Raw genomic sequence first — 24,320 nt, 5'->3', positions numbered from 1 at the left:
CGAAAAACTCTCGATTCAAATAAAATATACAAGAAGAATGATCCTCAACGTAATAGATTCCAAATCGATTCCTTATCCCTTATATCGGTCTTTTAAACTATTATTGAAGGATGCCAGGAATAGAGGAAATAATTAGTTTATTGAGCAAACATTTTAACGAACGATTCCTTCCCTCTTTTATTTGTTGTTTGATATACTCAAGATAATTCATTCTATTGTCCGGGAGGTTTATACCATTTCTAAATACAAAAATAACCGTTCTTTTCATTCAGGGGCCCTCAACTCATTTACCTCTACGATTCTTGTCGATGAACATACAGGATTACCTAACTTTACCTATGGCAGGAGAGTCCTGGCCCAACGAATGGATGAAAAGAAAGCTGACATGCGTTCCTTTGTCTTGTTAAAAATCACCATCACGAATTTCTCAAAAATCCTCAACTCATTTGGCTATACGACAGGAAATAAAGTAATAATCAAAACCTCTGAAAGGTTGAAACAGCATATTTCTGAAGGAAATTTCCTATTCTCTTCCTATCTGGATGGCTGGTTTGTCATTTATGAAGGGGATAACCCCCAAAAAATTGCCGAGGAAATAATTGAATGGATACAGCGCCCTTTACAAATCGATGGTCAAACCTTCCTTCTTAACTGTAACATTGGAATCAGTGCTTATCCGGACGACGGGACGACGGAAGAGGATTTACTTAAATATGTGACCATTGCAACTGCCAATGCTACCAGTTTAGGTACAGGAAAAATCGGGCACTATTTCCCGAATCAAAGTGAAGAGTTGTTGAAGAGGTTTCAATTAGCAAACGACCTTCACCAAAGTATCACGCAAAGCGAACTGTACATGGAATACCAACCAAAGATAGATGTAAAATCCCTTCAGGTGACCGGAGCAGAAGCGTTAATTCGCTGGAAGCATCCGGTGCTTGGAAATATTTCACCAGGAGCGTTTATCCCGATTGCAATCGAAACTGGTTTTGAAGAATATATCACTGTTTTTGTTATTGATGAGACGATTCGGCAATTAAAGCAATGGGAGAAAGAAGGTGTATCTCATCCCAGTGTTTCCTTTAATTTAGCACCACATAATCTTTGCAATCCCCACTTATATGATTTGATTAAGGTAACCATTGAAAAATATGATGTATCTCCTCATCATCTAGAAATTGAAGTAACGGAAGATTCCATGCGGACGGACAGGGACAGGATGAAGAATACAATCGAAAAAATCCAATCCCTAGGCATTCAATTCTCCCTTGATGATATGGGAAATGGCTTTGCATCGGTCAAAGACCTGGTTCATTTAAAATTTGATACGCTAAAAATCGATCGTAGCTTAATTGATAACTTGGAAGATAACGAGGAACAACAAATCGTATTAAGAAACGTGCTCGAAATGAGTAAAAACTTGAAGATAAAGTCACTTGTGGAAGGTGTAGAGAGAAAAGGACAGCTTGATCTTTTAAAAGCGTTCGGTTGTATGGAAGTGCAAGGATTTTATTTTAGTCCTTCTGTTTCTGGGGAGGAGATGGGGAGATGGTTTAGAAATAATGCATGTCCAAAGTAACCCATACACCTATTTGCAACTAACAATATAGAAGGAGCATCATACGGATGGCGTTTGTTCAAGACCTAGCGACCTATATTCCAATCATTACATTTATCGGATCTATCATCTTTCTCTTTATCAAATTACTTAATCGATCTAAAATAGAAATATTATTAGAAGATAAGTTCAAAAAGCAATTATATTATTTTACGGAGACCTTGATTCTGTCCATTGTTATGGCATTTTCTATCACAGCAACTTCAACAATTGAAGAAAGTTTACCTCATGTTTTAAATAACTTTCTACTAAACCTTTTACCACTTGCTGCATCAATCTTTTTTATCGCCATATCTTTATTCTTAATACTAGTTAGCATTTGTCCATTTATGATTAACAAAGGCGTTAATTCTCAATTCTTATTTAATATTAATAAATATAGCAGTATTTCTTTATTCATTCTGTTAATTTTTATTCATATTTCCTTCAATTTGACAGGTAATTTGACGTATAGAGATTGGGAAACATTAATATTTATTAGTTTGCCCTTTGCATTTTTTTATTTAATCTTAATTTGGCTGATGACGTATATAAAGAATCAATTAGCTAGTAACGCTCTAAATCTCTATAAAGTCAGAATGATAAAAGATGAGATTAATAATGAACTTAAAAATTTATTATTTCTCTATGCCTTAGGTAAAGAAAAACTTGTATTCATAGAGAAGAAAGATGCAAGTGAAAGAGATGTGAACAAATTAACTGTATTCTATATTTATGATATAAATAATTCCTTACTCATGAGATTTGAATCACATGAGTCATCACCGAAAGAATAATATAATTTTACCATTCTGGCTGATTCGAATGGATCCATCAAAATCGATTTATACATTAAGTTGTTACTGGAATACACGAATTGGCAAATGAAAGTGAATGAAATTTTATTTAAATAAAAAAACCGATAAAAGTCTATATCTATTGTTAAATATAGACTTTTACCGGTCACAACGCTAAGCTAGACAGGTATGTAAAGAACATAAAGCGATACACTAAACCCCAACAACCATCCCAACCTCTGCAAGCCGAATATTAAAATTCCCCTCTTTCTTCGCGCTCTTCACCAATTCATTCAAATCGCCGTAATGAGGAAGATGCGTCAGCAAAACAGCCTTTGCCTCTGACTTGTCCGCTAAGATACCAGCCTCTTTAGACGTCATATGTCCGGAAGATATACCGTCCATCCCTTCATATAAACTGCACTCCGTAATCAGTAAATCTGCTCCACTTGCGAAGTTCACCAAGTCTTCTGTATAACTCGTATCCGATGTATAAACAATCGTTTTATTACCTGAAGTAATTTTAATCGAATAAGCCTCCACCGGATGCATGTTTCTTTTGAACTCCAATGTAAACGGGCCGATTTTTAGCTGACTTTCCTCATGATAACCAGTGAATGTTGCGTGTGGTACTTCTTCCACTCTTTTTGCCATCTGTTCACTAATTGGGCCGTAGATGGACAATGGCTTGTTCACTTTCTTTAATTGTGTATTCACCAATCTGGAAAATAGCAGGACACCAACATCACTAAAATGATCGTAGTGATAATGCGACAGGACAACATGATGGATGTCATTCAAGTCGGCATAATGTTGAACTTGCTGAGCAACACCGTACCGCAATCAATTAATAATGAAAAATCGTCCTGTTGAATCAGGAATCCGGAGCAGGGACCATCCTTTTTAGGAAAGCCACCCCATATTCCAATTACTCTACATTGCATATATTTCACCCTCTTCTGATAGAAACGAACTCGAGATTAATGTTTTCGTGTAATCATGCTCCGGGTTGAACAGCACGCTTTCTGCGTCCCTTTCTTCTACTACCTCCCCATTTTTCATGACAACAACATAGTCAGCTACATCATTGACTGCACGAATATCATGGGAGATAAAGAGATAACTCGTTCCAAACTCTTCCTGCAAGTTCACTAATAAATCCAAAATTTGTGCTTGCACCGAAACATCAAGATTAGATTTTATTTTCTTCCCCGCTTGTAAAAAAGGGATTAAATGAGTAATTCCTTTGAATACGCATGTGCAGGCCGGGCAAACACTTCCCTCATATGCCCCGATTCTACCACTCTTCCTTTATACATGACATACATTCGATCACAAAAACATCAGAGAGCTTCCATAAAGTACATCGGAAATCAAAAAATGAGAACCGGATAAACTTAAAACTTTCGGAAATTCTATTTATAAGGAGGTGTTTGACGTGGCAAAGAAAAATCTGAGTCCGTTCAAAGGCCGTGTCATGCATGCAACAGGGTATAAGGTGGATCCTGATAACCCGGATCATGTTAAATACGAAGTTGCTAAAGAACGAGGAATTCCTTTAGATGAGGGGGATAATGGACAACTCACCTCTAGACAAGCAGGTAAAATTGGTGGGCCAATTGGTGGCAATATGGTTAAAGAAATGATTGAGATAGCCAAAGAACAGATGACAAACAAATAAAAATCCTCCTGCTGGTTTGAACGTAGACCAGCAGGAAATGCTGTTTTATCCCTGTTGATTCTTTTTCCGAATTTGTTCAGCATTTGTGTCACTATAAATTTGAGTTCCATGGCCGCCAGTTGTTCTTGCAATGTACTCTTTTGCTTCGTTATAAGACATACCAGAATTTTCATTTGCCTGTTTTACAGCTTCAATATTGGTACCAGATGCTGTATACATTTCATTTTTTTCCATGATGTCACCTCTTTCTCTTGGTGAACTTAGTTTTGCCGAAGAGATTCTATTTATAAAGACAATTCCTTCCTCTAAACAATCCGAATCGGAACGAAATGTTAATTGAAACCGTTACCTACAGAATATCCTAAAAATAAAATGGTTTGATTACAAAAAAATAAATATCAGCCGATATAAAGTAATAGTTACTAATATCTACAGGGTTAGGTGGAGGATTCTATTGTTAAGAAAATTTGCTTGGCAGAATATTAAGATAGGTGGTAAATATACAGTTGTATTTGCTTTTATGGCACTAGCATTTGTTGTATCTATCTTTATCACGTTTTTGTTTTTACAGACAACCGATCATCGAATGGAAGATACGACCATTAAGAATGAGCTTTCGAGCTATGCAGGAGAACTTGTTACAATTTATCAAGAGAAATATTTATTTATCCCAGAATACATATTGTTATCTGATGATGAGATGCTTTCACAGTATATGGATAAAAGTATAGAATTTGTAGATGTCGCGAAAAATATCAAACCCCTTTTAAATAAAGAACAGTTAGCAAGCTTTGATCAAATGATTGCAAATAATCATGAATTAGATCAATACTTTTTTAGTATGATTGTCCCTAATGTACAGCAAATCAATACAGATGAATTTGCAGAACTACAACAGGTTGCAAGCACACTGAAAAACGAAACGGCAGAACTAGGACAACAGCTCATGGACACTGCAACCGAAGAGAGTGAGAAATCACTACATACTGCGCAAAACGATTTGAAACAAGTTACATTTATCTTGATTTTATCTGCTTCAATTTCGATCGTTATTTCGATCATACTTTTATTCTTTATCAGCCGAAATATAAGTGAAGGTTTGCGTAATATTGTTCAACACAGTGGGGAGATTGCAAGTGGAAACTTGAATATTGAACCATTGAAGGTTAAAGGTCAAGATGAGATTGCACAATTATCAAATGCAATGAACCATATGGGAAGCAGCTTACGTGACATGATTTCAGAAATTCAGGAACTTTCTAGAGAAGTTGATCAACAAAGTACAGCATTACTAGAATCTTCTGTTGAGGTAAAGGTAGGTAGTGAACAGGTTGCTGCTACAATTGAAGAAATGGCTAAAGGTTCTACCAGCCAAGCAGATAATTCTGTTGAAATTTCTGAGAGCACGCAGCAATTCAGCTTGGAAGTCATACGTGCCGGTGAGCAAAGCAACGAATTAAATACATTCTCCAATGAGGTTCTTGAAGCGTCAACGAACGGGGATAAACTCATGAAGGAAACTGTTCAACAGATGGCCGTTATCCATGACGTAATGAAAGAGTCATTAGAAAGAATTACAAGCCTTGAGCACAAAACGCGATCCATTACAGAACTAGTAGATGTTATACAGTCTATTGCGGATCAAACAAACTTACTAGCATTGAATGCTTCCATTGAAGCGGCAAGAGCTGGGGAAGCAGGTCGAGGATTTACTGTTGTAGCAACAGAAGTCAGAAATTTATCTGAAGGAGTTGCTCAATCTGTAACCAAAATCAGTGATATCGTGTTTTCAATTATAGAAGAGACAGCACAAATATCCGAGGAACTAAACCTTGGATACACGGAAGTAGATAAAGGTGCTGAGCAAATACAATTAACCGGGAAAAGCTTTTCTGCGATAAACGCTAATGTAGAAGAGATGACAGATAAAATAAGAACCATGTCAACTATTTTTCAAACGATTGAAGATTCCAGCAGTACAATCAACGAGTCTGTAGAACAGATTGCTGCGATTTCTGAGGAGTCTGCTGCAGGTTCAGAAGAAATATCAGCTTCGGTACATGAACAAGCTGCATCAGTTGATAATATTTCTTCAAGTGCACAAGACTTGGCCAGTATGGTTGAGAGAATGAATCGATTGATTCAAAGATTTAAACTTTAGTATTTTTAAAAAAGGAGCAAAAGAAGTGAATTTATTTGCCAAACATAAAGGATTCATATTAATTGGTTTCATCCTATTTCTCTGTCTAGTTATGGTTGGATGTTCTGATCGTACTTCATCGAAGGAACTACCAGAAAATGAAAAAATAAAACTTGTTGATGACGAGGAAAAAGTGTATGTCGGTTTTATTCTTGATACACTTCGCGACGAACGCTGGTATGGAGATAAAGAAGCTTTTGAAAATGAAATAACTGAATTAGGCGGAAATGTGAAAACACTTGCTGCAAATGGTCACACAGAAGTGCAAATTAAACAAGCGGAACTATTGATTGCAGAAGGTGTCGATGTGCTTGTCGTTGTACCTTTCGACGGAGAAGCTGCTGCTCCAATTGTTGAGTTGGCACATGAAGCAGGAATCAAGATTATATCTTATGACCGTTTAATAAGAAATGCCGCAGTTGATTACTATATTTCTTTTGACAACACGCAAGTAGGAGAATTCCAAGCAACAGAAATATTAAAACATGCCCCTACAGGTAATTATGTGTATATAGGCGGGGCTGAATCGGATAATAACGCTGTTCTTTTAAGAGATGGAGCCATGAATATCCTACAACCACTGGTTGATTCTGGTGATATCAATATCATTTTTGACCAGTATACCGATGACTGGGAGCCCGCTATAGCGGAACAAAACGTAAAAGAGATTCTAAATAGGGATCAGGTCGATGCTATTATAGCAGCAAATGATGGAACTGCAGGTGGGGCTATTAGAGCATTGGAAGCAGCACAATTAGCTGGAGAAATTCCAGTGTCGGGCCAGGATGCTGAAAATGATGCACTGGAGCGGATAAAGGCCGGAACACAAACAATGACTGTTGAAAAACCAACCGAAGTTATTGCAGCGCATGCCGCTGAAATGGCGATGAAGGTAGCCAATGGAGAAGATATTCAGACAGATGCAACGATAAATAATGGACTCGAAGATATCCCAACGATCTTACTCGAGCCTAGAATACTCACGAAAGATACGATCAATTAATATAAAAAAGAAGACAGCTTGCCATAACCTTTTAAGTGAATGACGCATTAACTTTGAGGAACACTACTTCACTATAAATTGGATATGGCAAGTTTTTTTATTGGTAGATTGGTGGCCTGCTCGTGTTTAATCTGAATCTTCCATATAAGATTACGAATGGGTGCTTTACGTTCCCATTCTCCGAAATTCGGGATTTATGATACAAATGCACCCCCAAAGTTAGATTTTAAGCTCTACCTTCGGGGGTGCAGTACCTTTCCAGCTTCAACTATATTATTAAAGAAACGAATGGGTATCAAGATTTTTTATAACACTTTCACTTTATGTTATTTTAAAACGTTCACACTTAGCGTCCTGTTAAAGGAATGTCATCATAATCTTCGGGATTTAATTCATAGACTTCATCTGTCGCCAAGCTATTTAGAATACCATACAGTCCAGTTTCAACCGCCTTCGTCAACTGCCCCATCTTCTTCTGACCAAAACTTTGTGTCTGGCCAGTAACTTCAAATAATACAGTTCCACTACCATTTAACGAAAATGAACCGAGTGCAGTTCCTGGTAAATCTAGATTCTGTTGATAAAGTGATACGTTTCCAAATGGTGAATTACCCATTTGTTGCAATGCGTCATATGCAGCAACGTTTAATTGCTTTGAAAACTCTTCGTTATATCGGTCGGCATATTCACTATATTTTTCACCTTCTGCCGTATCAGGATTAGGAACAAATACACCAGAAAGCGATAAGGTAACTGGCTCGCCTGAACCCTCGATTACATATTCTCCCTGATGGTGCAAATCGATAAAGACATCAACTGTGCCAAACTGTTCCTGTAAATCCTTATAGACATCACGAACGGACTGAGATTCCGGGGTGATATACCAACCAGCTTGGGAAGAACTGCCAGGGAAATCCTCTGGTTGAGGCACATAATCCAGATCAGGGTTAAAATCTCTATTTACATCAAATCCAGGGTTGGAAGCATAATCCCAATATTGATTGATGTAGGTGTAATAATTCCAGGTCGGGCTTGCATTTTCCAATGCAGGAAATTCGTCTACTACTTCTTCCCACCTCATCTCATTCCCTCGGCGATTAGCTTCTGATGCATCCGGATTCATCATTGGCATAGCGACAATAGTTAGTTCTTCTCTAAGTTGTCTCATTTCCGGGGAGTTATTTTTACCAATTTTTTTTATCATGTTTAATAGCGCTACTGTACCTACCTTTTCATTTCCATGAATCTCACTTTGTATGAACACTACTTTTTCCCCTGTACCCACCGTAGTCTTATAGATCTCACGGTCTTGATTGGAATAGCCAGCCACCTCTACTTGAACTTTCCCATTGCTCGTTCGCTCGATTTGATTCAATTCTCTTGTTAGCTCGTCATGACTTATGAATCCAGCAACAGGCGGTTTTTTTACTTCGGATGCTTGGGAAATAACTGGCGAATCAACCAAAGGACTTGCTATTCCTGCTCCTAATAGGATCGCTCCACTTAGCATCGCAAATTTACCAATTCGCTTCATGCAAACGCCTCCATCATTTTATTTTATATTAGAACTATTCTTTATCCGTATTAGCAATTCCTTCTATTTAATCTGAAAATGATTCAATGGTACTTCATTGTTTTCTGCTAATCGTGACCTCTTCCCTTACTTTATTATAAGTACAGGATAAATGAATCTAATAATAAGAACTAGATAATAAATAATAAGTTACACTAAACACCCAAAACAAGTGAATTTATATTATAATAAAAAAACACCATAAAAAAGACAGCATGAGAGAGGATAAGATATATGAAAAAGATGATAGTAGCATTATGTGCAATCGCACTTGTATTTTCACCAATTGGAGATTTTGTTTTCCAGGATGCTGGAACAACCGTTGAGGCAAAACGTTATAAATCTGGGAAGAAGTCATTTAACCCAAGTAATGGTAGTATTAATTCCAACAACAACAATTCATTCTTCCAAAATAATAAAAAAGATTCTACCGTCAATAAATCTGCGACAAAACAAAATACGAACAATAAAGGCGGCATGATGTCAGGCGGTCTAATGAAAGGCCTCATGCTGGGAGGACTTGCTGGATTATTATTTGGTGGTTTACTTGGCAACATGGGGATTTTAGGGTCGCTTCTCGGCTTGATAATCAATGGACTGGCAATCGTATTCTTGATTTCAATCGCAATGAAAATCTATCAGTTTTTCAAAAAGAAAAAGGAAGCTAATGTATGGAGAAACTAGTGATTCCTGAACAAGATATTATAAATGCAATTTGTGTCTATGTTTCTCGAAAAAAGCAAATAAAGCCAGAAGAAGTCGAGGTAGAATTATTGTTTGACGATGATACCGGCTTTACTGCAGAATCGTTTTGGAATAACAGAAAACAAGTACTCGTCATGTCAACTATTATCGAAGCCCTGCGCTTATGGTTAGATGAATTTCTTAACGAGGACCCTTTTGCCGGGATTCGATTGGAATTAGATGATGTGGAAGGTATTGTTGCATACATTGGATAACTTGAAAATACAAGAACCCAGCCTGTATTCTAACTAGTCATTTACACAAGTTCACCTCTACGCGTAGGGTGAACTTGTTTTTTATACAAAGATTTTTTATAAAACAGCGATGCATGAGGGGAATGGAACGAGTATATTTACTTTTTATTACATTTACTTCAACTTCATCGCCTTAGCCATTATTTTAGGCAGATCCGTATTATCCAAGAAACCTGCAAACTTCTCTGCTTGTGGTCCATAAGCATAGACAGGAATATCTGCACCTGTATGATTCGTGCTTGTCCAGCCAATATTTGACCGGTCACTTATTACCGTATTAATCGCAAGTGATGCGTTGTTCGCTTGTTGAATCGTTTGAATTTCTTCGCTTGTTAATTCAAATCCAGTATACAATTCTACTACTTCACTCACATTCGAACGATTGGCGTTTAACGCTGCTGCCATAAAATCACCTGTAGCTGTTACATCTTTTAACATGCTGGCATTTAAATCCATTGAATCTTTTGAACCGGTTGTCATTCCGCCAGTATCATGATCTCCAGCAACAACGACGAGTGTTTTTCCATCTTCCTTGGCGAATTCCATTGCTTCTTTTACTGCCTCTTCAAATGCAGCAACGTCTGTCATTGCATAACCTGCATCATTTGCATGACCTGCCCAGTCGATTTGACTGCCTTCAACGACAAGGAAAAATCCTTTGTTGTTTTCCTCCAGAATATCAATTGCAGCATCCGTCATCTCAGCAAGACTTGGTTCGTCTGTTTCAGCACGGTGCAATTCCGGTGCAAGTGCATCATCTGCAAATAATCCTAAAAGCTTTTCTCCCTTTTGAAGAGCGAGATCTTTATTTGCCAGTAACTCACTGCGCGTTTCAACAAATTCATAGCCTTGTTCTTCCGCTTGCTCGATTAAGTCAATTTCTTGGTTCCCGCCTTGAGAGTCTGGCAGGAAATTATTCTTTCCGCCACCAAGTAACACATCCACTTCATTTGCAAGCAATTGTCTAGCAATTTCGGTTTCGTTATTTCGGCTTTCAACATGGGAGGCGAAGGAAGCTGGTGTTGCGTGGGTAATTGTCGAAGTTGCGACAAGACCAGATGCTTTTCCATTTTCTTGGGAAGCTTCTAAGATTGTTTGAAGCTCGTTCCCTTCTGTATCGAGGCCAACGACACCATTATTCGTCTTTTCACCTGTAGCCATTGCTGTTCCAGCTGCAGCAGAATCGGTAATATCCGAATCAGCAGAATATGTAGTAAACATTCCTTTTAAATGCTCGTCCCATACAGCATCTTCGCCTTTATAAACGCGATAGTTACTTGCATAGTTAGAACTGAAACCATCCGGAATCATATAGATAACATTTTCTACCTTTTTATTATTGCCTTTTCCATTATTGCTAGCATAATCCGGCTTGGCAGCATCTACCGCCCCTATACTTAATCCTGAAAGTACTAGCCCAGCACTAAGTGCAACCACTCCAAATTTCTTACCAATCTTGTCGAACATATGAACCTCTCCTCTCCAATTTTGACTGCAACTTGAGGTTAACAAACGGATATTGATTTCCGGTTACAGACTAGTAAAAAGAGTATAAATTTTTTTAGGAGGAAATTACTAGTTGTGGATTTTGCGGTTCTTAGGCTGGGGGACGATAGGGGTGGTTTCAGGAAATTACTTGTTCAGTGGGGGGGTCCTTACCTCCCACACTGAATATTAGTTGAACAGAATCAGGGATTTACGGACTGATTATCCCCGACCTTCTCATTTTAAAAAAGTTGCTCTGTCTACGTTTGTTCCTGCAAGATGGCAGGACTGCGTACCAGAGCAACTTCCTAAATTTAATATTTTCTTAACCGCTTATTTCCTCTCCCAGAAACGCGCCTGTGCAACCGCATCAGCAAAACCTTCCGCAAAGTTATTGCTCTCTTCAGCAAATACAACACCGGGTACAGAATCTTGACTCGAAGCTGCTACATATTTCTCTCCCGTAGTAGCTACTCCAATCGGCTTAAAGTATTTATACTGATTATTTACAAACTCTATAATTTGATCATCGAACTTCTGCTGTTCATTGCTTGTTCCACCGACAACATACAGACTGTCAAAGAGAGTTGGATGGGTGGTCAGGAATGTGTCGGTTACCTGAAGCACCGATCCATTTGATCCTTTTACTTCGCCAAGCTGATCACTGATAACATGGACAAACACACCTTGCTGCTTGAGATAGCTTAATGTCCGTTCCACTTCTTCCTCATTAAATTCATCACCAATCAGTACAGCAAGTTTTTTCGTAGAGGCAGACTGCGGTGAATTTGCTAGGCTGATCGCTTCGGAACGGTCTGTTACAGAAACATGGGTTCCTGTCGGATGCGCGACACCAAGGTTATCCGCAAGTTTTGTCGCCAATTCCTTATCTACATTCACCCACATGTTCACATTTTGCTCCCGGACGGACTCCGATTTCACCTTTTGCAAGTGGAATGTTAGCGTCTCAAGCAAATCCTTCTTCTCGACAGACGTTAAACTGTTCCAGAACATTCTCGGCTGTGAAAAGTAATCTTCGAAGGAATCGCTTGGAACTTCTCTTGTTTTCTGTCCTTCCACTTTTTCAGGATAGTTGGCATAGCCTCCTTCCTCTTCACTCGCCTCTTTCGGTGTATTTTCTGCAAGTGAATTTTTATGATAATGAACAGAATCTACATCAATCGGATGTTTCTGATAGCCGTTTCTCAGGTTGTCATTTCTTTGATTGATCGGTCTGTTTACAGGTATATCGTTAATGTTTGCTGTATTCTGGCGGTAGAGTTCGGTATCCCGATAAGCAAAAGCTCTGCCCTGGAGAACCGGATCATTCGTAACATCAATACCAGGAACAAGGCTACTAGGGTCAAATGCAGCTTGTTCTTCCTCTGCAAAGAAATTATCAACGAGTCGGTTTAACGTCATTTTACCAATAGTTTGAACTGGTACGACTTCTTCTGGCCAAAACTTTGTATCATCTAAGATGTCAAAGTCATAGTTGAACTCGTCTTCTTCCTCAATCAACTGCACACCTAGCTCATATTCGGGATAAATCCCTTTTGTGATCGCTTCAATCATATCGTTCCGGTGAAAGTCTGGGTCGACCCCGCCGATCAGATTTGCTTCATCTAAGAGCAGCGAATGAACACCGAGTTTCGGCTGCCACTTAAAGCGGACAAAGGTTGATTTTCCTTGTTCATTAACAAAACGGAAGGTATTAATTGGCCAGCCCGCCATCATCCGCCAGCTTCTTGGACGACCGCGCATAGACATCAACCACATGATCATATGGGCGGATTCCTGGTTATTAGCAACATAATCCCAGAAATTATCGTGTGCAGTTGTTGCTTGCGGAACGTCGGTTGCAGGATTTGGTTTCGCAGCATGGACGACATCCATAAATTTCATGGCGTCCGACACAATAAATACAGGGAATTGCAGGGATAACGAGTCATAATTTCCTTCTTCTGTATAAAACTTAACCGCAAAGCCACGGATATCTACCGCTGTATCCTTTGAACCTTTGCTTCCTTGGAACGTTGAAAAACGGGTAAATACTGGAGTTTTCTGTCCTGCTTCCTGCAAAAAGTGAGCTTTCGTCAGATGTTTTAATGACTTATACGTTTCAAATTCTCCATACACTCCAAATCCGCGAGCATGCACCACTTTTTCAGGAATGCGCTCCCGGTTGAAATGGGTTTGTTTTCTATAAAAATGAAAATCATCATATAACAACGGACCGCGTCTGCCTGCCCTCAAAGAAGTTTCAGAGTTAGATACTTTCACACCATTATCGTCTGTCAATTTTCGGTCTTCACCCGTATTTCTCTTCCGTTCTTGCCCCAGCTGTGCATCTTTTTCATCTGTTGATTTTTGTTGGTATCTGTCGTTTTTTTTATTATCCATCGTCGTACACATCCTTTAGCAAACCTATTTTTATAATCATTTGACTTCTTCCCGACCTGATTACTTATTAAACAAGTATATGGAGTAAACTGGACCGGTTATTTTTGTATCAAGATTACCTATACATGAGGAAATGTATGGCATGAATGAATCTAAAAAAAACAGAGAAGTACTACTCCTGGCACTTCCCTGTTTCTAAGAATTGCTTAACGATGGTCTGCACGCCTGCTCCGATTCACGACACGTTCAGGATACATCCCCTTATTTTCTGTATCATGGGATAGGAATGTTCCATAAACACTGCTTTCCTGCTCTTCATCTACTTCAACTAACACAATAATTTTCAGGTACCTCTATAACAGCATAATTCCTAATTCCAAGGAAATTTTGCTTTTGGTTATACAAGCATGAGACGAGGAACTGGTTCTTGTGCAGACAGGTCGCTGTCCCATCCGTTTTATTAATTGAATTTCCTTTCCTCCAATGACATAATGAACATATAAAACCTACTAAATCAATAAGAATTTAACGTATGGCAAGAAACACAATTTAACGGAGGGATACATATGAAAATCACAGAACTTCAGACGATGGAAAAACGCGCTGATTTACTTAGGAAAACAGTTGCTCCTTTTACAGATCGGGCTGCACAGCATGATAGGGACAGCACTTTTCCTCATGAAAACTTCGATGAGTTAAAAAATATTGGTTATCCAGCTCTTACATTGCCTAAAAAATATGGAGGCAGCGGGATTTCTCTCAGTGAAATGCTTTATCTGCAAGCGATTATCGGTAAAGCAGACGGGTCAACTGCCCTTTCCATCGGCTGGCATATGGGAATTATGAAACATCTTGGTGAGAATAATATTTGGGATGAGAATAAGTTTGCTAGTGTAGCAAAAGACGTGGTTGCAACTGGTTCCTTGCTGAACAACGCAGCATCCGAACCGGCTACTGGCAGTCCGACACGCGGTGGCAAACCGGAAACCTATGCAAAAGAAACGCAACAAGGCTGGGTCATTAATGGTAGAAAAACATTTACAACACTCGCTCCCGTCCTCGATTATTTTGTAGTGAGTGCATCCATCGATGGAACAGATGATATAGGTAACTTTTTAGTTCAACGTGAAAATACAGGGGTAAGTATTGATGAAACCTGGGATTCCATTGCAATGAGAGCGACAGGAAGTCATGACCTTGTCTTAGAAAATGTACATGTAGAAAAAGATGATCTCGTGGAAAAACTCACAGGGGGAAAAAGAAAGGCAACAGGTTGGCTGCTCCATATCCCAGCTTGTTATCTCGGTATCGCTCGTGCTGCTCAGGATTATGCCAATCATTTTGCTAGAAACTATTCACCTAACAGCATAACCGGAACCATCTCTGACTTGCCAAACGTCAAACAAAAGATGGGAGAAATGGAGTTAGCGATATTAGAATCCAAACACTTCCTTTTCTCTGTAGCTAGAAAATGGGATGAGTCAGATGAAAGCATACGGCAAACAATGGGACCAGAGCTTGGTGCTGTTAAATTATCGGTTGTCAATAAAGCACTTCATGTCGTGGATCTAGCGATGCGGATTGTCGGTGCCCGGAGTCTGTCTGAGAAAAATCCATTGCAACGTTATTACCGGGATGTTCGTGCAGGGCTTCATAATCCGCCTATGGATGATATGACGATTATGAATTTGGCTAATTTGGTTTAGGCGGGATATCGCATTAAGTAAAAACCACATAAAAAACTACCTAATTATTGAGTTATCCTCTAATTTAATGAAATTCATTCAATTAGGTAGTTTTTATAGATGAGAGAATGAGCATTGGGATACTTCCCTCTCTCTACTTCTTCTTCAACTCCAATGGAACTTTAATGATTTCTTCCAATTCTTCGCCAGCGAGTACACTTTCCGTTGCAGCAATTGCTTCTTGTCCCATCATATCCGACTGCTGAGCAACCGTTGCAGTCAATTCTCCAGCCTCAACAGAAACAATCGCATCTTCCACTCCATCAAAGCCAATAATAACGATATCTCTTCCAGCTGCTTTAATCGCTTCCAAAGCACCTAGCGCCATCTTATCGTTATGGGCACCATTTTCACCCATTAGTGCATGAATTTCACCTGGTTTCAGTTCAAAATCTACTCCTCGGAGCACCTTATTGGCACCAAATGCTTTATGAATATTTTCCATCAAAATATGCATGTAACGTCACCTCTCTCTTTAGAAAAAGACACCTGCTTGAAAAATACAATTCGAGTAGGCCGTCGTTTCTCCCGTTCGAATTACTACTTTTGCATTCGCTGTCATTTGTTTTAACCGTTCATGTTCCACAAATTCCGCATCTATCTCCTGAAACTGTTTCATAAATTCATATTGTCCTGGATTTATTTCTTTCATTTCGGACGCGAGGTACATCTTTTCAATTACCATATCAGCCGCAACTACTTTTACCACTTCCTGAAAAGAAGGGGTACCAGGCGTCAGTGCGACATCTATTTTTAATACCCCATTAGGAACAGGCAAGCCTGCATCGGCGATTACAATCGTATCGGTATGACCGAGATCTGCTAACACTTTTGCTATATGACTATTCAATATTCCATGTTTTTTCATCTTTATAATTTTCCTACCACTTCTTCACGCATCGGCATTCCACCTTGAGCTCCAAACTTTGTAATCGATATAGATGCTGCAAGGTTCGCAAAACGTATTGCTTCATTGATCGCTTTCCCTTCTGCAATCGCAACTGCAAAAGCCCCATTGAATGTATCCCCCGCCCCTGTAGTATCTACCGGCTCCACAACATAAGAAGGAACCACCTCTTCACGTATACCATTGAAATAGCGGACTCCATTTTCTCCTTCTGTGATCAAGAGCTTATTTGGATAACGGGCAAGGACCTCGGAACGCAACTCCTCACCAAACATGACGGCAAACTCATGTTCATTCGGTGTCAGAAACGTTGCAGATTCAATGGTCTTCTCACTTACTTCACGTGCCGGCGCTGGATTCAATAACCATTTTTTATGATGCTTCTTGCAAAAATCTGCAATATATTCCACGGTCTCAGCTGGAATTTCTTGCTGAACCATAATGATATCCGCATCCATCAGAGTAGAACTCGCTTTTTCAACATACGCAGGAGTAACCTCATCATTGGCACCTTTTACAAAAATAATGCTATTATCGCCTTCTGCGAGCGTAATATGAGCCGTCCCGGAACTTAAATGTGGAACGGGTTCCACATTCGTTACAGAAACACCATTTTCTTTTAAATTATGGACAATCTTCTCACCAAAAGCATCCCCGCCAACGCATCCAACCATAGATACTTCAGCACCAAGGCGTGCTGCGGCTACCGCTTGATTCGCCCCCTTCCCTCCCGGTACCGTGTAAAACGATTCTCCAAGTATCGTTTCTCCTGCTCCTGGTCTTTTGTTAGCGGTCACAACTAAATCCATTGAAGTACTTCCTACAACAACAATATGAACCATATTAATCTCCTACCTTTCTTGTTGATCCTCTTTCGATAAATTGTACAGGTAACTTATGGTGAATATCAGTTAAAACTTCTTGATTTACTTTTTTAATAAGTATTTCTGCAGCTCTTGCACCCATTTCATAAGCAGGCTGGCGAATCGTTGATAATCCTGGATTGACGAGTTCACTAATCGAAATATCATCAAACCCGATAATTTGAACATCTTCTGGAACACTTCGGCCCTTGCGCTCTGCCTCATTCATCACTGCAACCGCAACGATATCATTACATGCTAGAATTCCATCTGTATTCGGATATTTATCGAACAATGTTTTCACCGATTCACTTGCTCCTTCAAAAGTAAGCTCGGAGTCCAACACATTGATCTTGATTCCTGCTTGTTTTAACAGCTGAAAAGAAGATACAAACCGCTGATAAACCGGTCTCACTTCAACAGGGCCTCTTATAACAGTCACTTCCTTACTTCCTAGTTCTAAAATCTTCTCCGCAGCTAGCTTACCACCCTCTAACTGATCAGCATAAACAGCAGGCAAACTTTCTATCGTTCGGTCAAGCATCACAACTGGTATCTTCAAGTCTTTGAGCATGTCACTATGCGCTTCATTAATGGAAGCAATAATACCAACCACATTATGCTGGATAAATGTATCGAGATAATCCATTTCCTGTTCAAGCTGCTCATCACTATTCCCAATAATCAAGCGGTAGCCTTCTTCCCGAAGCCAATCTTCCACTCCTCTAGCTAACGCGGGGAAAAATGGGTTCGTAATATCGGGAAGGATTAAGCCGATTAACTTTGACCTTTGTGTATATAAGGAACGAGCCACTTCATTCGGTTTATAATTTAATTTTTGAATCGCATCCAATACGGCTTTTCTCGTATCTTCATGCGCGTATCCACTATTATTTATCACTCGTGATACGGTCGCAGCTGAAACTCCAGCCGCTTTCGCCACATCTCGGATTGTCACTGCCATAGCATCTCCACCTTTATCTGGAACCGGTTACACATTTATCTTAGCATCAATGTTTTATTTTGTCGAGTGTTTTATGGGGGAGGATAAATGGGCGGCTAGGAAATTAGTATGTAAATAGCTATTGTGCCGCCCTTTATAATCTTTTATAGAATTGGAGAGCCTTCTTCCTTTCTCGTAATGTAAATTAACATGCATCGATAAAGGCTGAAAATAATTTGCTATTATAGGCATCATGTTTATAACTGAATTCCGGGTGCCATTGAACCGCCAATATAAATGCTTTGCCAGGCATGACAACAGTTTCGATCAATCCATCAGCAGCTGTGGCTACAGGTTCTAACTCCTCCGATAACTTTTTGATTCCTTGATGATGATAACTGTTTAACTTAAAAGTATCTGCTTCTAGGATTTGAAATAATGAACTGTTATCCGCTAACCTGTGAATGACTGGTTCGTCCGTGGTTAATGGCAACATGACTGGAATCCCACCGGAATCTTCAATCCCTTTCATATATCATGGAAGCATCCAATAGCTTTCTTTTTTGTCGTCATATAAAGGTAGAACACCGATTAATGGTTTTTTCATTTGATGATCGCTCCCTATATTTGCGATTCTGATCTAGTATGAAATCGAGACTTTTTTGAAAGCGAATGACTATTGTTTTTAGAATTCAAATGGCTAAAGGAACTAGGATTAACACTAGAATGAATTTCATAATTACCAAAGTCGGCTAGGCTTTTCCATCACCATATGTAGTTGGGAGCGAACCAACTCAACATATGGTGATGGTGATGCATTAAATACGTATTATGAAATTCATTAACGAAAGAAACGAATCATTTATTACTGTTGCTTTCACACTTCCCCTTCCTTATAATTGTAAGTATATAAATTTGGTTATTTCAAAAGACATCCTATACAGGATACAGTTAGAACAAGCAACCCCAACAATACAGGTATCTCGTTCTGACTACTCATAGAGGGTTCGAAACCATCCCCTCTTAAATAAAAACTATGGAGGAATGTACAATGGAAAAGGCAATGGTTGTATTTAGTGGCGGACAGGATTCGACCACATGCTTGTTATGGGCATTGGAAGAATTTGATCAAGTAGAGACCGTCACTTTTTTGTATGGGCAAAGACATGAATCGGAGGTCGAATGCGCGAGGAATATAGCAAAAGATCTCGGTGTCAATCAGAAAATTATTCAGATGGATCTTCTGAATCAATTAACGGAAAATGCCTTAACGAGAAAAGAAATGGAAATAGAGGAAGGAACTATACCAAATACATATGTAGAAGGAAGAAATCATATCTTCCTTTCATTTGCTGCGGTTTATGCAAAATCAATGGGCATTAAAAATATTATCACCGGAGTCAGTGAAACAGAGTCCAGCGGATACCCGGATTGTCGAAATGATTTTATAAAATCACTCAACACGACGTTAAATCTCGCAATGGATTTTCCTTTTAACGTAATCACCCCTCTCATGTGGAAAGATAAATCAGAGGTTTGGGAAATGGCGGATCGGATGGATCGTCTAGCGTATATTAGGGAAAACACGTTGACATGCTATAACGGGATAATAGGGGATGGTTGTAGGAATTGCCCTGCTTGTAAACTAAGAAATGATGGGTTAGAAACCTATCTACAAGGGCGGTCTGTAATATGATTCGAATAGCTATCTACTTATTATCTATCATTCTAGCAAATGTCATTACTGCAAGATTCGCTCCCTTGGAACTAGGCCCACTCATCATCCCGTATGGTACCTTGCTGATCGGATTAACCCTTGTCATGAGAGATATGGTGCAAAATAGATTCGGCAGATTACGGACTTATCTGCTCATTGGGCTAGCCCTGCTACTCTCAGCTCTTTCAAGTTATTTACTGGGAGATCCGTTATGGATCGTTTTTGCAAGTACATTAAGTTTCATTATTTCTGAGACAGCTGACACAGAGATTTATACTCGTTTTAAATTTCCCTTTGTAAAAAGAGTCATGTATTCAGGAATTGTGGCAGGATTTTTGGATTCAGCAATCTTCGTCATTATTGGAATAGGACCGCTAGGATTAGAATTCGTTCCATGGAGTCTAGTGCCCTATGCCATATTAGGTCAATGGATTGCCAAGGTTGTGATGCAATTAGTAGTTGCTGGCGGAATCAGGAAAGTTGTTATTAAAATGGATCTGTATGAACCGAATATTACTGATAGGAAATTAGAGGAGGATGAAACATGCAAAAAAGCGACACAAACGATTTAACATTACTAGGAAATCAAAATACAGAATACAATTACAAATACAATCCCGACATTTTAGAAACATTTGAAAATCAGCATCGAGAAAATGATTATTTCGTTAAATTCAATATCCCTGAATTTACGAGCCTTTGTCCAATGACGGGGCAGCCGGATTATGCGACGATTTACCTCTCGTATATGCCTGATGTGAAAATGGTGGAAAGCAAATCGCTGAAACTGTATATGGTCAGTTTCAGAAACCAGCCCGGCTTCCATGAAGACTGTGCAAATATAATCATGAAAGACTTGATTAATTTATTAGATCCGAAGTATATCGAAGTCTGGGCGAAATTCACTCCACGCGGCGGGATTTCCATTGATCCGTATTGCAATTATGGTAAACCGAATACGATATATGAGGAAATGGCAAGAGAACGAATGTTTAAGCATGATATGTATCCAGAGAAAGTGGATAATAGATAAAGTGAGAGCTCTTCACAACTCATACTAAATCCAATCTAAAATTATTTGCAAAGACATGAAATACCCCCACCACTTGGTGGGGGTATTTCATGTCTTTCATCCAAAAGTTAAACTTGTAAGCACCAACGCTTATTTTGCTAATCAAATACGATGTACAGTTACTAAATCAATACATATCCGAAATATACCATTTACCACCGTATTGCATCACTTCTATGGATACTTCTTCCTCTTCATCTTCACCATCGATAAAAACAGAGTCATACTTAACGGTCGCGACAAAATCGATGTAATCCTCGCCAGTGTCTACTTTTTCAAGATGAAGCAATTCCATCGTCACATCTAGCCTGTTCAACATCTCCAGCGCATCCATCACATCTTCATCTAACATTTCTTCCCAAATGAGTGGATCGACATACTGCTCTATTTTCTCCGCATCTCCGTCACTAAGTGCTGCAAAGAACTTTTCTATCACTTTCTCTGGACTATTACCAGACCCTTGGAAAATGAAAAAAGCAATCAAGACAATAAGAATCCCGCCGATAATGGAAAGATTTCTTTTGCCTAGCTTTTGCACCTTTTGCTTCACTGAATCTACAAAACTACTCTTTTGTTCCGGCTGGACTGGAAGTGTCTGTTCCTCGGGATCTTGCTCTTGTTTCTCCGATTGCTGACCAGATGAATTGGCTTGCGGCAACTCCTCTGCTTGATTCTGATTCATATTCCCTGTTTGCTCTGTATCAGCAATCACTTGAGTTGATTGATCTGCACCCTCGCTCCCGCCGGCTCGCTTTGTACCACAGTTCAAACAAAAAGCACTCGGGCGATCAAATTGTTCTCCGCATTCCTGACAAACTTGGTTTTCCCCACAATGACCACAAAATTTAACATCACCAATTTCTTTGTGGCAAGCAAAACATTCACGCATATTCTCACTCTTTCCCTAGTATGATTAACCTACAACTAAATAATCATACACAGGAATAGATCTTTTGTAAAGATGATAATAGTTCTTTAGATTTACTCCGTCATTCTGTTCGCGTATATTCAATCGCTTGATAGGCATAAATTAGTAAAATATGCTTAACAAATCGGTAATATTAGTCTATACTACTTATGATCGAAAGTGATACGTTCAGGTGCTAAAGTATGTGAATAATTGAGGCGATTACCTGACAATGAGGGTTTTGAAAGAATACTTAATATAAAGGAGTCTATCAGACATGGAAAAGTACTGTAAGGAATGTGGAGAAGCAATCGATGAGTCCTTAACATTCTGTCAGAATTGCGGACATAAATTGGATGCCTCTCCGGAGCGGGACAGAGATACAGTTATTCCTCCCAAAAAGCAACCAAGAAATTATACGAAAAAACAAAAAATAGTGATGGGTGCAGCTGCTGCTCTTTTAGTGATACTAATTGGCAGCTATACATGGGGGAAATCATATTTCTCTCCAGAAAAAACGGCAGAGCGATTCGTCACGGCAATCATTGAAGACGATTATGAAAAAGTTCAGGATTTGACAAGGATGCAAGGTGAAACGATATCAGCAGCCGAGGCAGAAGCCCTTGTCACACTTGCAAAAGATGAAGCTCATTATATCAATATAGACACGACGAATCTAGAAGATTTTTCTTATCAGAATGACCTTATGAAACTAACAGAGAACGGGAAGCATTTCTTTATTTTCCCTCGCTATCTATTTTCTTTAGTACCGCAATACGCAGATCTTGAGCTGCCATTTGAAAATATAGAAACTACTTTTAATGAAGAAACATTCCCTGCCGAAAAGACAGATGAAAAAAATATGGTGTACGGACCATTGGCTCCAGGTAAATACAACATACATAGCAGCTACAGCGGGGAATTTACGGAAGCTGAATCAGAGGATGTGATGATTCTTGGAGACAGCTATAGTGATACGGTTTATCATGATATCCAACTGGACGCAGAATCGACAACCTTCCATTTATTTAATCAGAATGATAGTCCGATTAAAAATGCATACATTGAAGTAAATGAAGAGCAGATACCTTTCAATGACAGCCTGCATATTGACGCATTTGGCCCGCTGAATCTGGATGGTTCTGTCACAGTAACTCCTGTTATTGAAACCGAATGGGGTAAGGTTACATTAGAAGATATAAAAATTGAAGAAGATTACTATGAACTTACATTACATACGGTTAGTAAAAAACTGATGGATCAATTATCAGAAGTGATTTTATTGTATGGAGAGGAATATGTCCAGGCCCATGCGGCAAACGATGCTGCCATCTATACAGCTGTCACGGAAAATTTAAGTGAAGTTTTTCAAGACAACTTCGCTTATAACATAGAATACGGAAAGAACTTCACTGGCCAATTAGATAAAATAGAAATAAATTATGAAGGGCTAACTTTCTATGATAAAAATGAAGTTTCCATTCCAGCAAATTTCCATTTTACAGCATCCACTCACAATAGTGATGACCAGCCTGATTTAGAAGAACGAATCGACACGGTAACACTCCGAATGGTGTTTGATTCAGATGAAGAAAAGTGGCTGATTGATGAAGCGAATTCGTATGGTTTATTTAGCAGTAATGATTTTAAAGCTACGGAAACATTGGATGGGTCGCAAGAATTACATCAGGCTACCAAATCAGCTTCAGCTCCAGCAAGTAATGACTTAGATGAGCAAATAGAAGAAGCAACTTTAAATTATATCTACAATCTTGTAGAGGCCATTAACGCGGAGGATTATGAGCTTGTTCGTCCTTATATCAAAGATGATAGTGCCCTCCATGGCATGCAAACAGATCTAGTAAATCGCTTAGCAGAAAGCGGTATGAAGCAAGAGGTCATCCATGCAACGGTAACAAATATCGAAAAAAATGGTGACTCTTGGAACGTAACAACAGATGAAACCATTAAGAAAATTTATAGCAGCGGTGAAGAGGAAACGAGTGACTATAATTGGAATTACACCGTAGAAACAGAGGCTGATGGGGTTTCGTTAACAAATATAGAATAAAAAAATACAGATAACTATTTTTTAAATATCTCGCGCCCTTACTAGTCAACGCTCACCCTTATAAAAAATACCCTTCTAAACAAATCAGAAGGGTATTTTTTATCGTTATACATTAGCCGTTTCAATCCGTGCTTCTTCAGCTGGAACATAATGATAACCAAGATCATCCGCCACCGCTTGAAGGGTACTTTTCCATTAATTGTATTAACACCAGAGCGTATCGCTGGATTATCTTGAATGAGCTTAGCGATTCCTTGTGAGGCAAGCTGTGCTGCATAAGGAGTACGCACTTAATTCGTTATTCTTTGTTAAAAAACATAAGGATCCATGCGATTTGCTATTTGCTCTGAAGAACATA

The 24,320-nt window shown here is 39.0% G+C and carries 24 protein-coding genes; 12 read left to right on the top strand and 12 right to left on the bottom strand.

Annotated elements, in window-relative coordinates; genetic code table 11:
• The first annotated feature begins 181 nt into the window (after nucleotides 1-181).
• Together LZD48_RS06780 and LZD48_RS06775 are read left to right on the top strand one after the other, a co-directional pair.
• A complete protein-coding gene (locus LZD48_RS06780) occupies nucleotides 182-1,579 on the top strand; it encodes a putative bifunctional diguanylate cyclase/phosphodiesterase (RefSeq protein ID WP_310739791.1) in 1,398 nt (465 codons plus the stop codon).
• Nucleotides 1,580-1,626: 47 nt separating this feature from the next.
• Entirely contained in the window at nucleotides 1,627-2,394 is a 768-nt protein-coding gene (locus LZD48_RS06775) for a hypothetical protein (protein ID WP_235761980.1), read from the top strand.
• A 213-nt stretch (nucleotides 2,395-2,607) separates the two neighbouring features.
• Here the strand turns inward: LZD48_RS06775 and LZD48_RS06770 are convergent, their stop codons facing one another.
• Both LZD48_RS06770 and LZD48_RS06765 read right to left on the bottom strand, forming a co-directional pair.
• On the bottom strand, nucleotides 2,608-3,237 hold the full coding sequence (locus tag LZD48_RS06770; protein WP_235761979.1) for an MBL fold metallo-hydrolase: 630 nt from the start codon (nucleotides 3,235-3,237) through the stop codon (nucleotides 2,608-2,610).
• A 90-nt stretch (nucleotides 3,238-3,327) separates the two neighbouring features.
• Nucleotides 3,328-3,573 (bottom strand): hypothetical protein, encoded by a 246-nt coding sequence (locus tag LZD48_RS06765; protein WP_235761978.1) that lies wholly within the window; start codon nucleotides 3,571-3,573, stop codon nucleotides 3,328-3,330.
• Nucleotides 3,574-3,871: 298 nt separating this feature from the next.
• Here LZD48_RS06765 and LZD48_RS06760 point away from each other — a divergent pair, with 298 nt between their 5' ends.
• Nucleotides 3,872-4,075, top strand: coding sequence for an alpha/beta-type small acid-soluble spore protein (locus LZD48_RS06760; RefSeq protein ID WP_235762115.1), 204 nt, complete (start codon nucleotides 3,872-3,874; stop codon nucleotides 4,073-4,075).
• Between the two features lie 45 nt (nucleotides 4,076-4,120).
• Here the strand turns inward: LZD48_RS06760 and LZD48_RS06755 are convergent, their stop codons facing one another.
• Nucleotides 4,121-4,309 (bottom strand): gamma-type small acid-soluble spore protein, encoded by a 189-nt coding sequence (locus LZD48_RS06755; RefSeq protein WP_235761977.1) that lies wholly within the window; start codon nucleotides 4,307-4,309, stop codon nucleotides 4,121-4,123.
• Between the two features lie 220 nt (nucleotides 4,310-4,529).
• On the opposite strand from LZD48_RS06755, the gene LZD48_RS06750 reads away from it, so the two are divergent.
• A complete protein-coding gene (locus LZD48_RS06750; RefSeq protein WP_235761976.1) occupies nucleotides 4,530-6,236 on the top strand; it encodes a methyl-accepting chemotaxis protein in 1,707 nt (568 codons plus the stop codon).
• Between the two features lie 25 nt (nucleotides 6,237-6,261).
• On the top strand, nucleotides 6,262-7,278 hold the full coding sequence (locus tag LZD48_RS06745; RefSeq protein WP_235761975.1) for a sugar ABC transporter substrate-binding protein: 1,017 nt from the start codon (nucleotides 6,262-6,264) through the stop codon (nucleotides 7,276-7,278).
• 346 nt (nucleotides 7,279-7,624) lie between these two features.
• Here the strand turns inward: LZD48_RS06745 and LZD48_RS06740 are convergent, their stop codons facing one another.
• Nucleotides 7,625-8,812, bottom strand: coding sequence for a M14 family zinc carboxypeptidase (locus LZD48_RS06740; protein ID WP_235761974.1), 1,188 nt, complete (start codon nucleotides 8,810-8,812; stop codon nucleotides 7,625-7,627).
• A 273-nt stretch (nucleotides 8,813-9,085) separates the two neighbouring features.
• Between LZD48_RS06740 and LZD48_RS06735 the strand changes: the two genes are divergently transcribed.
• Both LZD48_RS06735 and LZD48_RS06730 read left to right on the top strand, forming a co-directional pair.
• A complete protein-coding gene (locus LZD48_RS06735) occupies nucleotides 9,086-9,535 on the top strand; it encodes a hypothetical protein (protein WP_235761973.1) in 450 nt (149 codons plus the stop codon).
• Entirely contained in the window at nucleotides 9,523-9,810 is a 288-nt protein-coding gene (locus LZD48_RS06730) for a YxcD family protein (RefSeq protein WP_235761972.1), read from the top strand. Before LZD48_RS06735 ends, LZD48_RS06730 begins: the two co-directional genes overlap by 13 nt.
• Before the next feature lie 153 nt (nucleotides 9,811-9,963).
• Here the strand turns inward: LZD48_RS06730 and LZD48_RS06725 are convergent, their stop codons facing one another.
• Both LZD48_RS06725 and LZD48_RS06720 read right to left on the bottom strand, forming a co-directional pair.
• Nucleotides 9,964-11,316: an alkaline phosphatase gene (locus LZD48_RS06725; protein ID WP_235761971.1), complete on the bottom strand. Its 1,353-nt coding sequence runs from the start codon at nucleotides 11,314-11,316 to the stop codon at nucleotides 9,964-9,966.
• A gap of 351 nt (nucleotides 11,317-11,667) precedes the next feature.
• The gene (locus LZD48_RS06720) at nucleotides 11,668-13,737 is read right to left on the bottom strand and encodes a catalase (protein ID WP_235761970.1); all 2,070 of its coding nucleotides are present in this window, start codon (nucleotides 13,735-13,737) and stop codon (nucleotides 11,668-11,670) included.
• A gap of 566 nt (nucleotides 13,738-14,303) precedes the next feature.
• On the opposite strand from LZD48_RS06720, the gene LZD48_RS06715 reads away from it, so the two are divergent.
• Entirely contained in the window at nucleotides 14,304-15,443 is a 1,140-nt protein-coding gene (locus LZD48_RS06715) for an acyl-CoA dehydrogenase family protein (RefSeq protein WP_235761969.1), read from the top strand.
• A 133-nt stretch (nucleotides 15,444-15,576) separates the two neighbouring features.
• On the opposite strand, the gene LZD48_RS06710 is transcribed toward LZD48_RS06715, so the two are convergent.
• From LZD48_RS06710 to LZD48_RS06690, 5 genes are all read right to left on the bottom strand, one after another.
• Nucleotides 15,577-15,939 (bottom strand): substrate-binding domain-containing protein, encoded by a 363-nt coding sequence (locus LZD48_RS06710; protein ID WP_235761968.1) that lies wholly within the window; start codon nucleotides 15,937-15,939, stop codon nucleotides 15,577-15,579.
• A gap of 18 nt (nucleotides 15,940-15,957) precedes the next feature.
• Nucleotides 15,958-16,350, bottom strand: coding sequence for a D-ribose pyranase (gene rbsD / locus LZD48_RS06705; protein WP_235761967.1), 393 nt, complete (start codon nucleotides 16,348-16,350; stop codon nucleotides 15,958-15,960).
• A gap of 2 nt (nucleotides 16,351-16,352) precedes the next feature.
• Entirely contained in the window at nucleotides 16,353-17,231 is an 879-nt protein-coding gene (gene rbsK / locus LZD48_RS06700; protein WP_235761966.1) for a ribokinase, read from the bottom strand.
• Nucleotide 17,232: 1 nt separating this feature from the next.
• Nucleotides 17,233-18,216: a LacI family DNA-binding transcriptional regulator gene (locus tag LZD48_RS06695; RefSeq protein ID WP_235761965.1), complete on the bottom strand. Its 984-nt coding sequence runs from the start codon at nucleotides 18,214-18,216 to the stop codon at nucleotides 17,233-17,235.
• 184 nt (nucleotides 18,217-18,400) lie between these two features.
• Nucleotides 18,401-18,691, bottom strand: a complete 291-nt coding sequence (locus tag LZD48_RS06690) for a gamma-glutamyl-gamma-aminobutyrate hydrolase family protein (RefSeq protein ID WP_235761964.1) — start codon at nucleotides 18,689-18,691, stop codon at nucleotides 18,401-18,403.
• A gap of 540 nt (nucleotides 18,692-19,231) precedes the next feature.
• Here LZD48_RS06690 and queC point away from each other — a divergent pair.
• From queC to queF, 3 genes are read left to right on the top strand one after another with little or no spacing between them, the layout of a single operon-like run.
• A complete protein-coding gene (queC, locus tag LZD48_RS06685) occupies nucleotides 19,232-19,891 on the top strand; it encodes a 7-cyano-7-deazaguanine synthase QueC (RefSeq protein WP_255770798.1) in 660 nt (219 codons plus the stop codon).
• The gene (locus LZD48_RS06680; protein ID WP_235762114.1) at nucleotides 19,891-20,484 is read left to right on the top strand and encodes a VUT family protein; all 594 of its coding nucleotides are present in this window, start codon (nucleotides 19,891-19,893) and stop codon (nucleotides 20,482-20,484) included. The genes queC and LZD48_RS06680 overlap by 1 nt, the downstream gene beginning before the upstream one ends.
• Nucleotides 20,457-20,945: a preQ(1) synthase gene (gene queF / locus LZD48_RS06675; protein WP_235761962.1), complete on the top strand. Its 489-nt coding sequence runs from the start codon at nucleotides 20,457-20,459 to the stop codon at nucleotides 20,943-20,945. The genes LZD48_RS06680 and queF overlap by 28 nt, the downstream gene beginning before the upstream one ends.
• Before the next feature lie 166 nt (nucleotides 20,946-21,111).
• Here the strand turns inward: queF and LZD48_RS06670 are convergent, their stop codons facing one another.
• Nucleotides 21,112-21,873 (bottom strand): zinc ribbon domain-containing protein, encoded by a 762-nt coding sequence (locus LZD48_RS06670; protein ID WP_235761961.1) that lies wholly within the window; start codon nucleotides 21,871-21,873, stop codon nucleotides 21,112-21,114.
• Between the two features lie 295 nt (nucleotides 21,874-22,168).
• Here LZD48_RS06670 and LZD48_RS06665 point away from each other — a divergent pair, with 295 nt between their 5' ends.
• Entirely contained in the window at nucleotides 22,169-23,962 is a 1,794-nt protein-coding gene (locus LZD48_RS06665; RefSeq protein ID WP_235761960.1) for a zinc ribbon domain-containing protein YvbJ, read from the top strand.
• Nucleotides 23,963-24,320: the final 358 nt, after the last annotated feature.

The organism is Oceanobacillus alkalisoli, assembly GCF_021556485.1.
Classification (GTDB): Bacteria; Bacillota; Bacilli; order Bacillales; family Amphibacillaceae; genus Oceanobacillus; species Oceanobacillus alkalisoli.
Note: the sequence above shows the minus strand (reverse complement) of the source record. Positions and strands in the feature narration are given on the sequence as shown.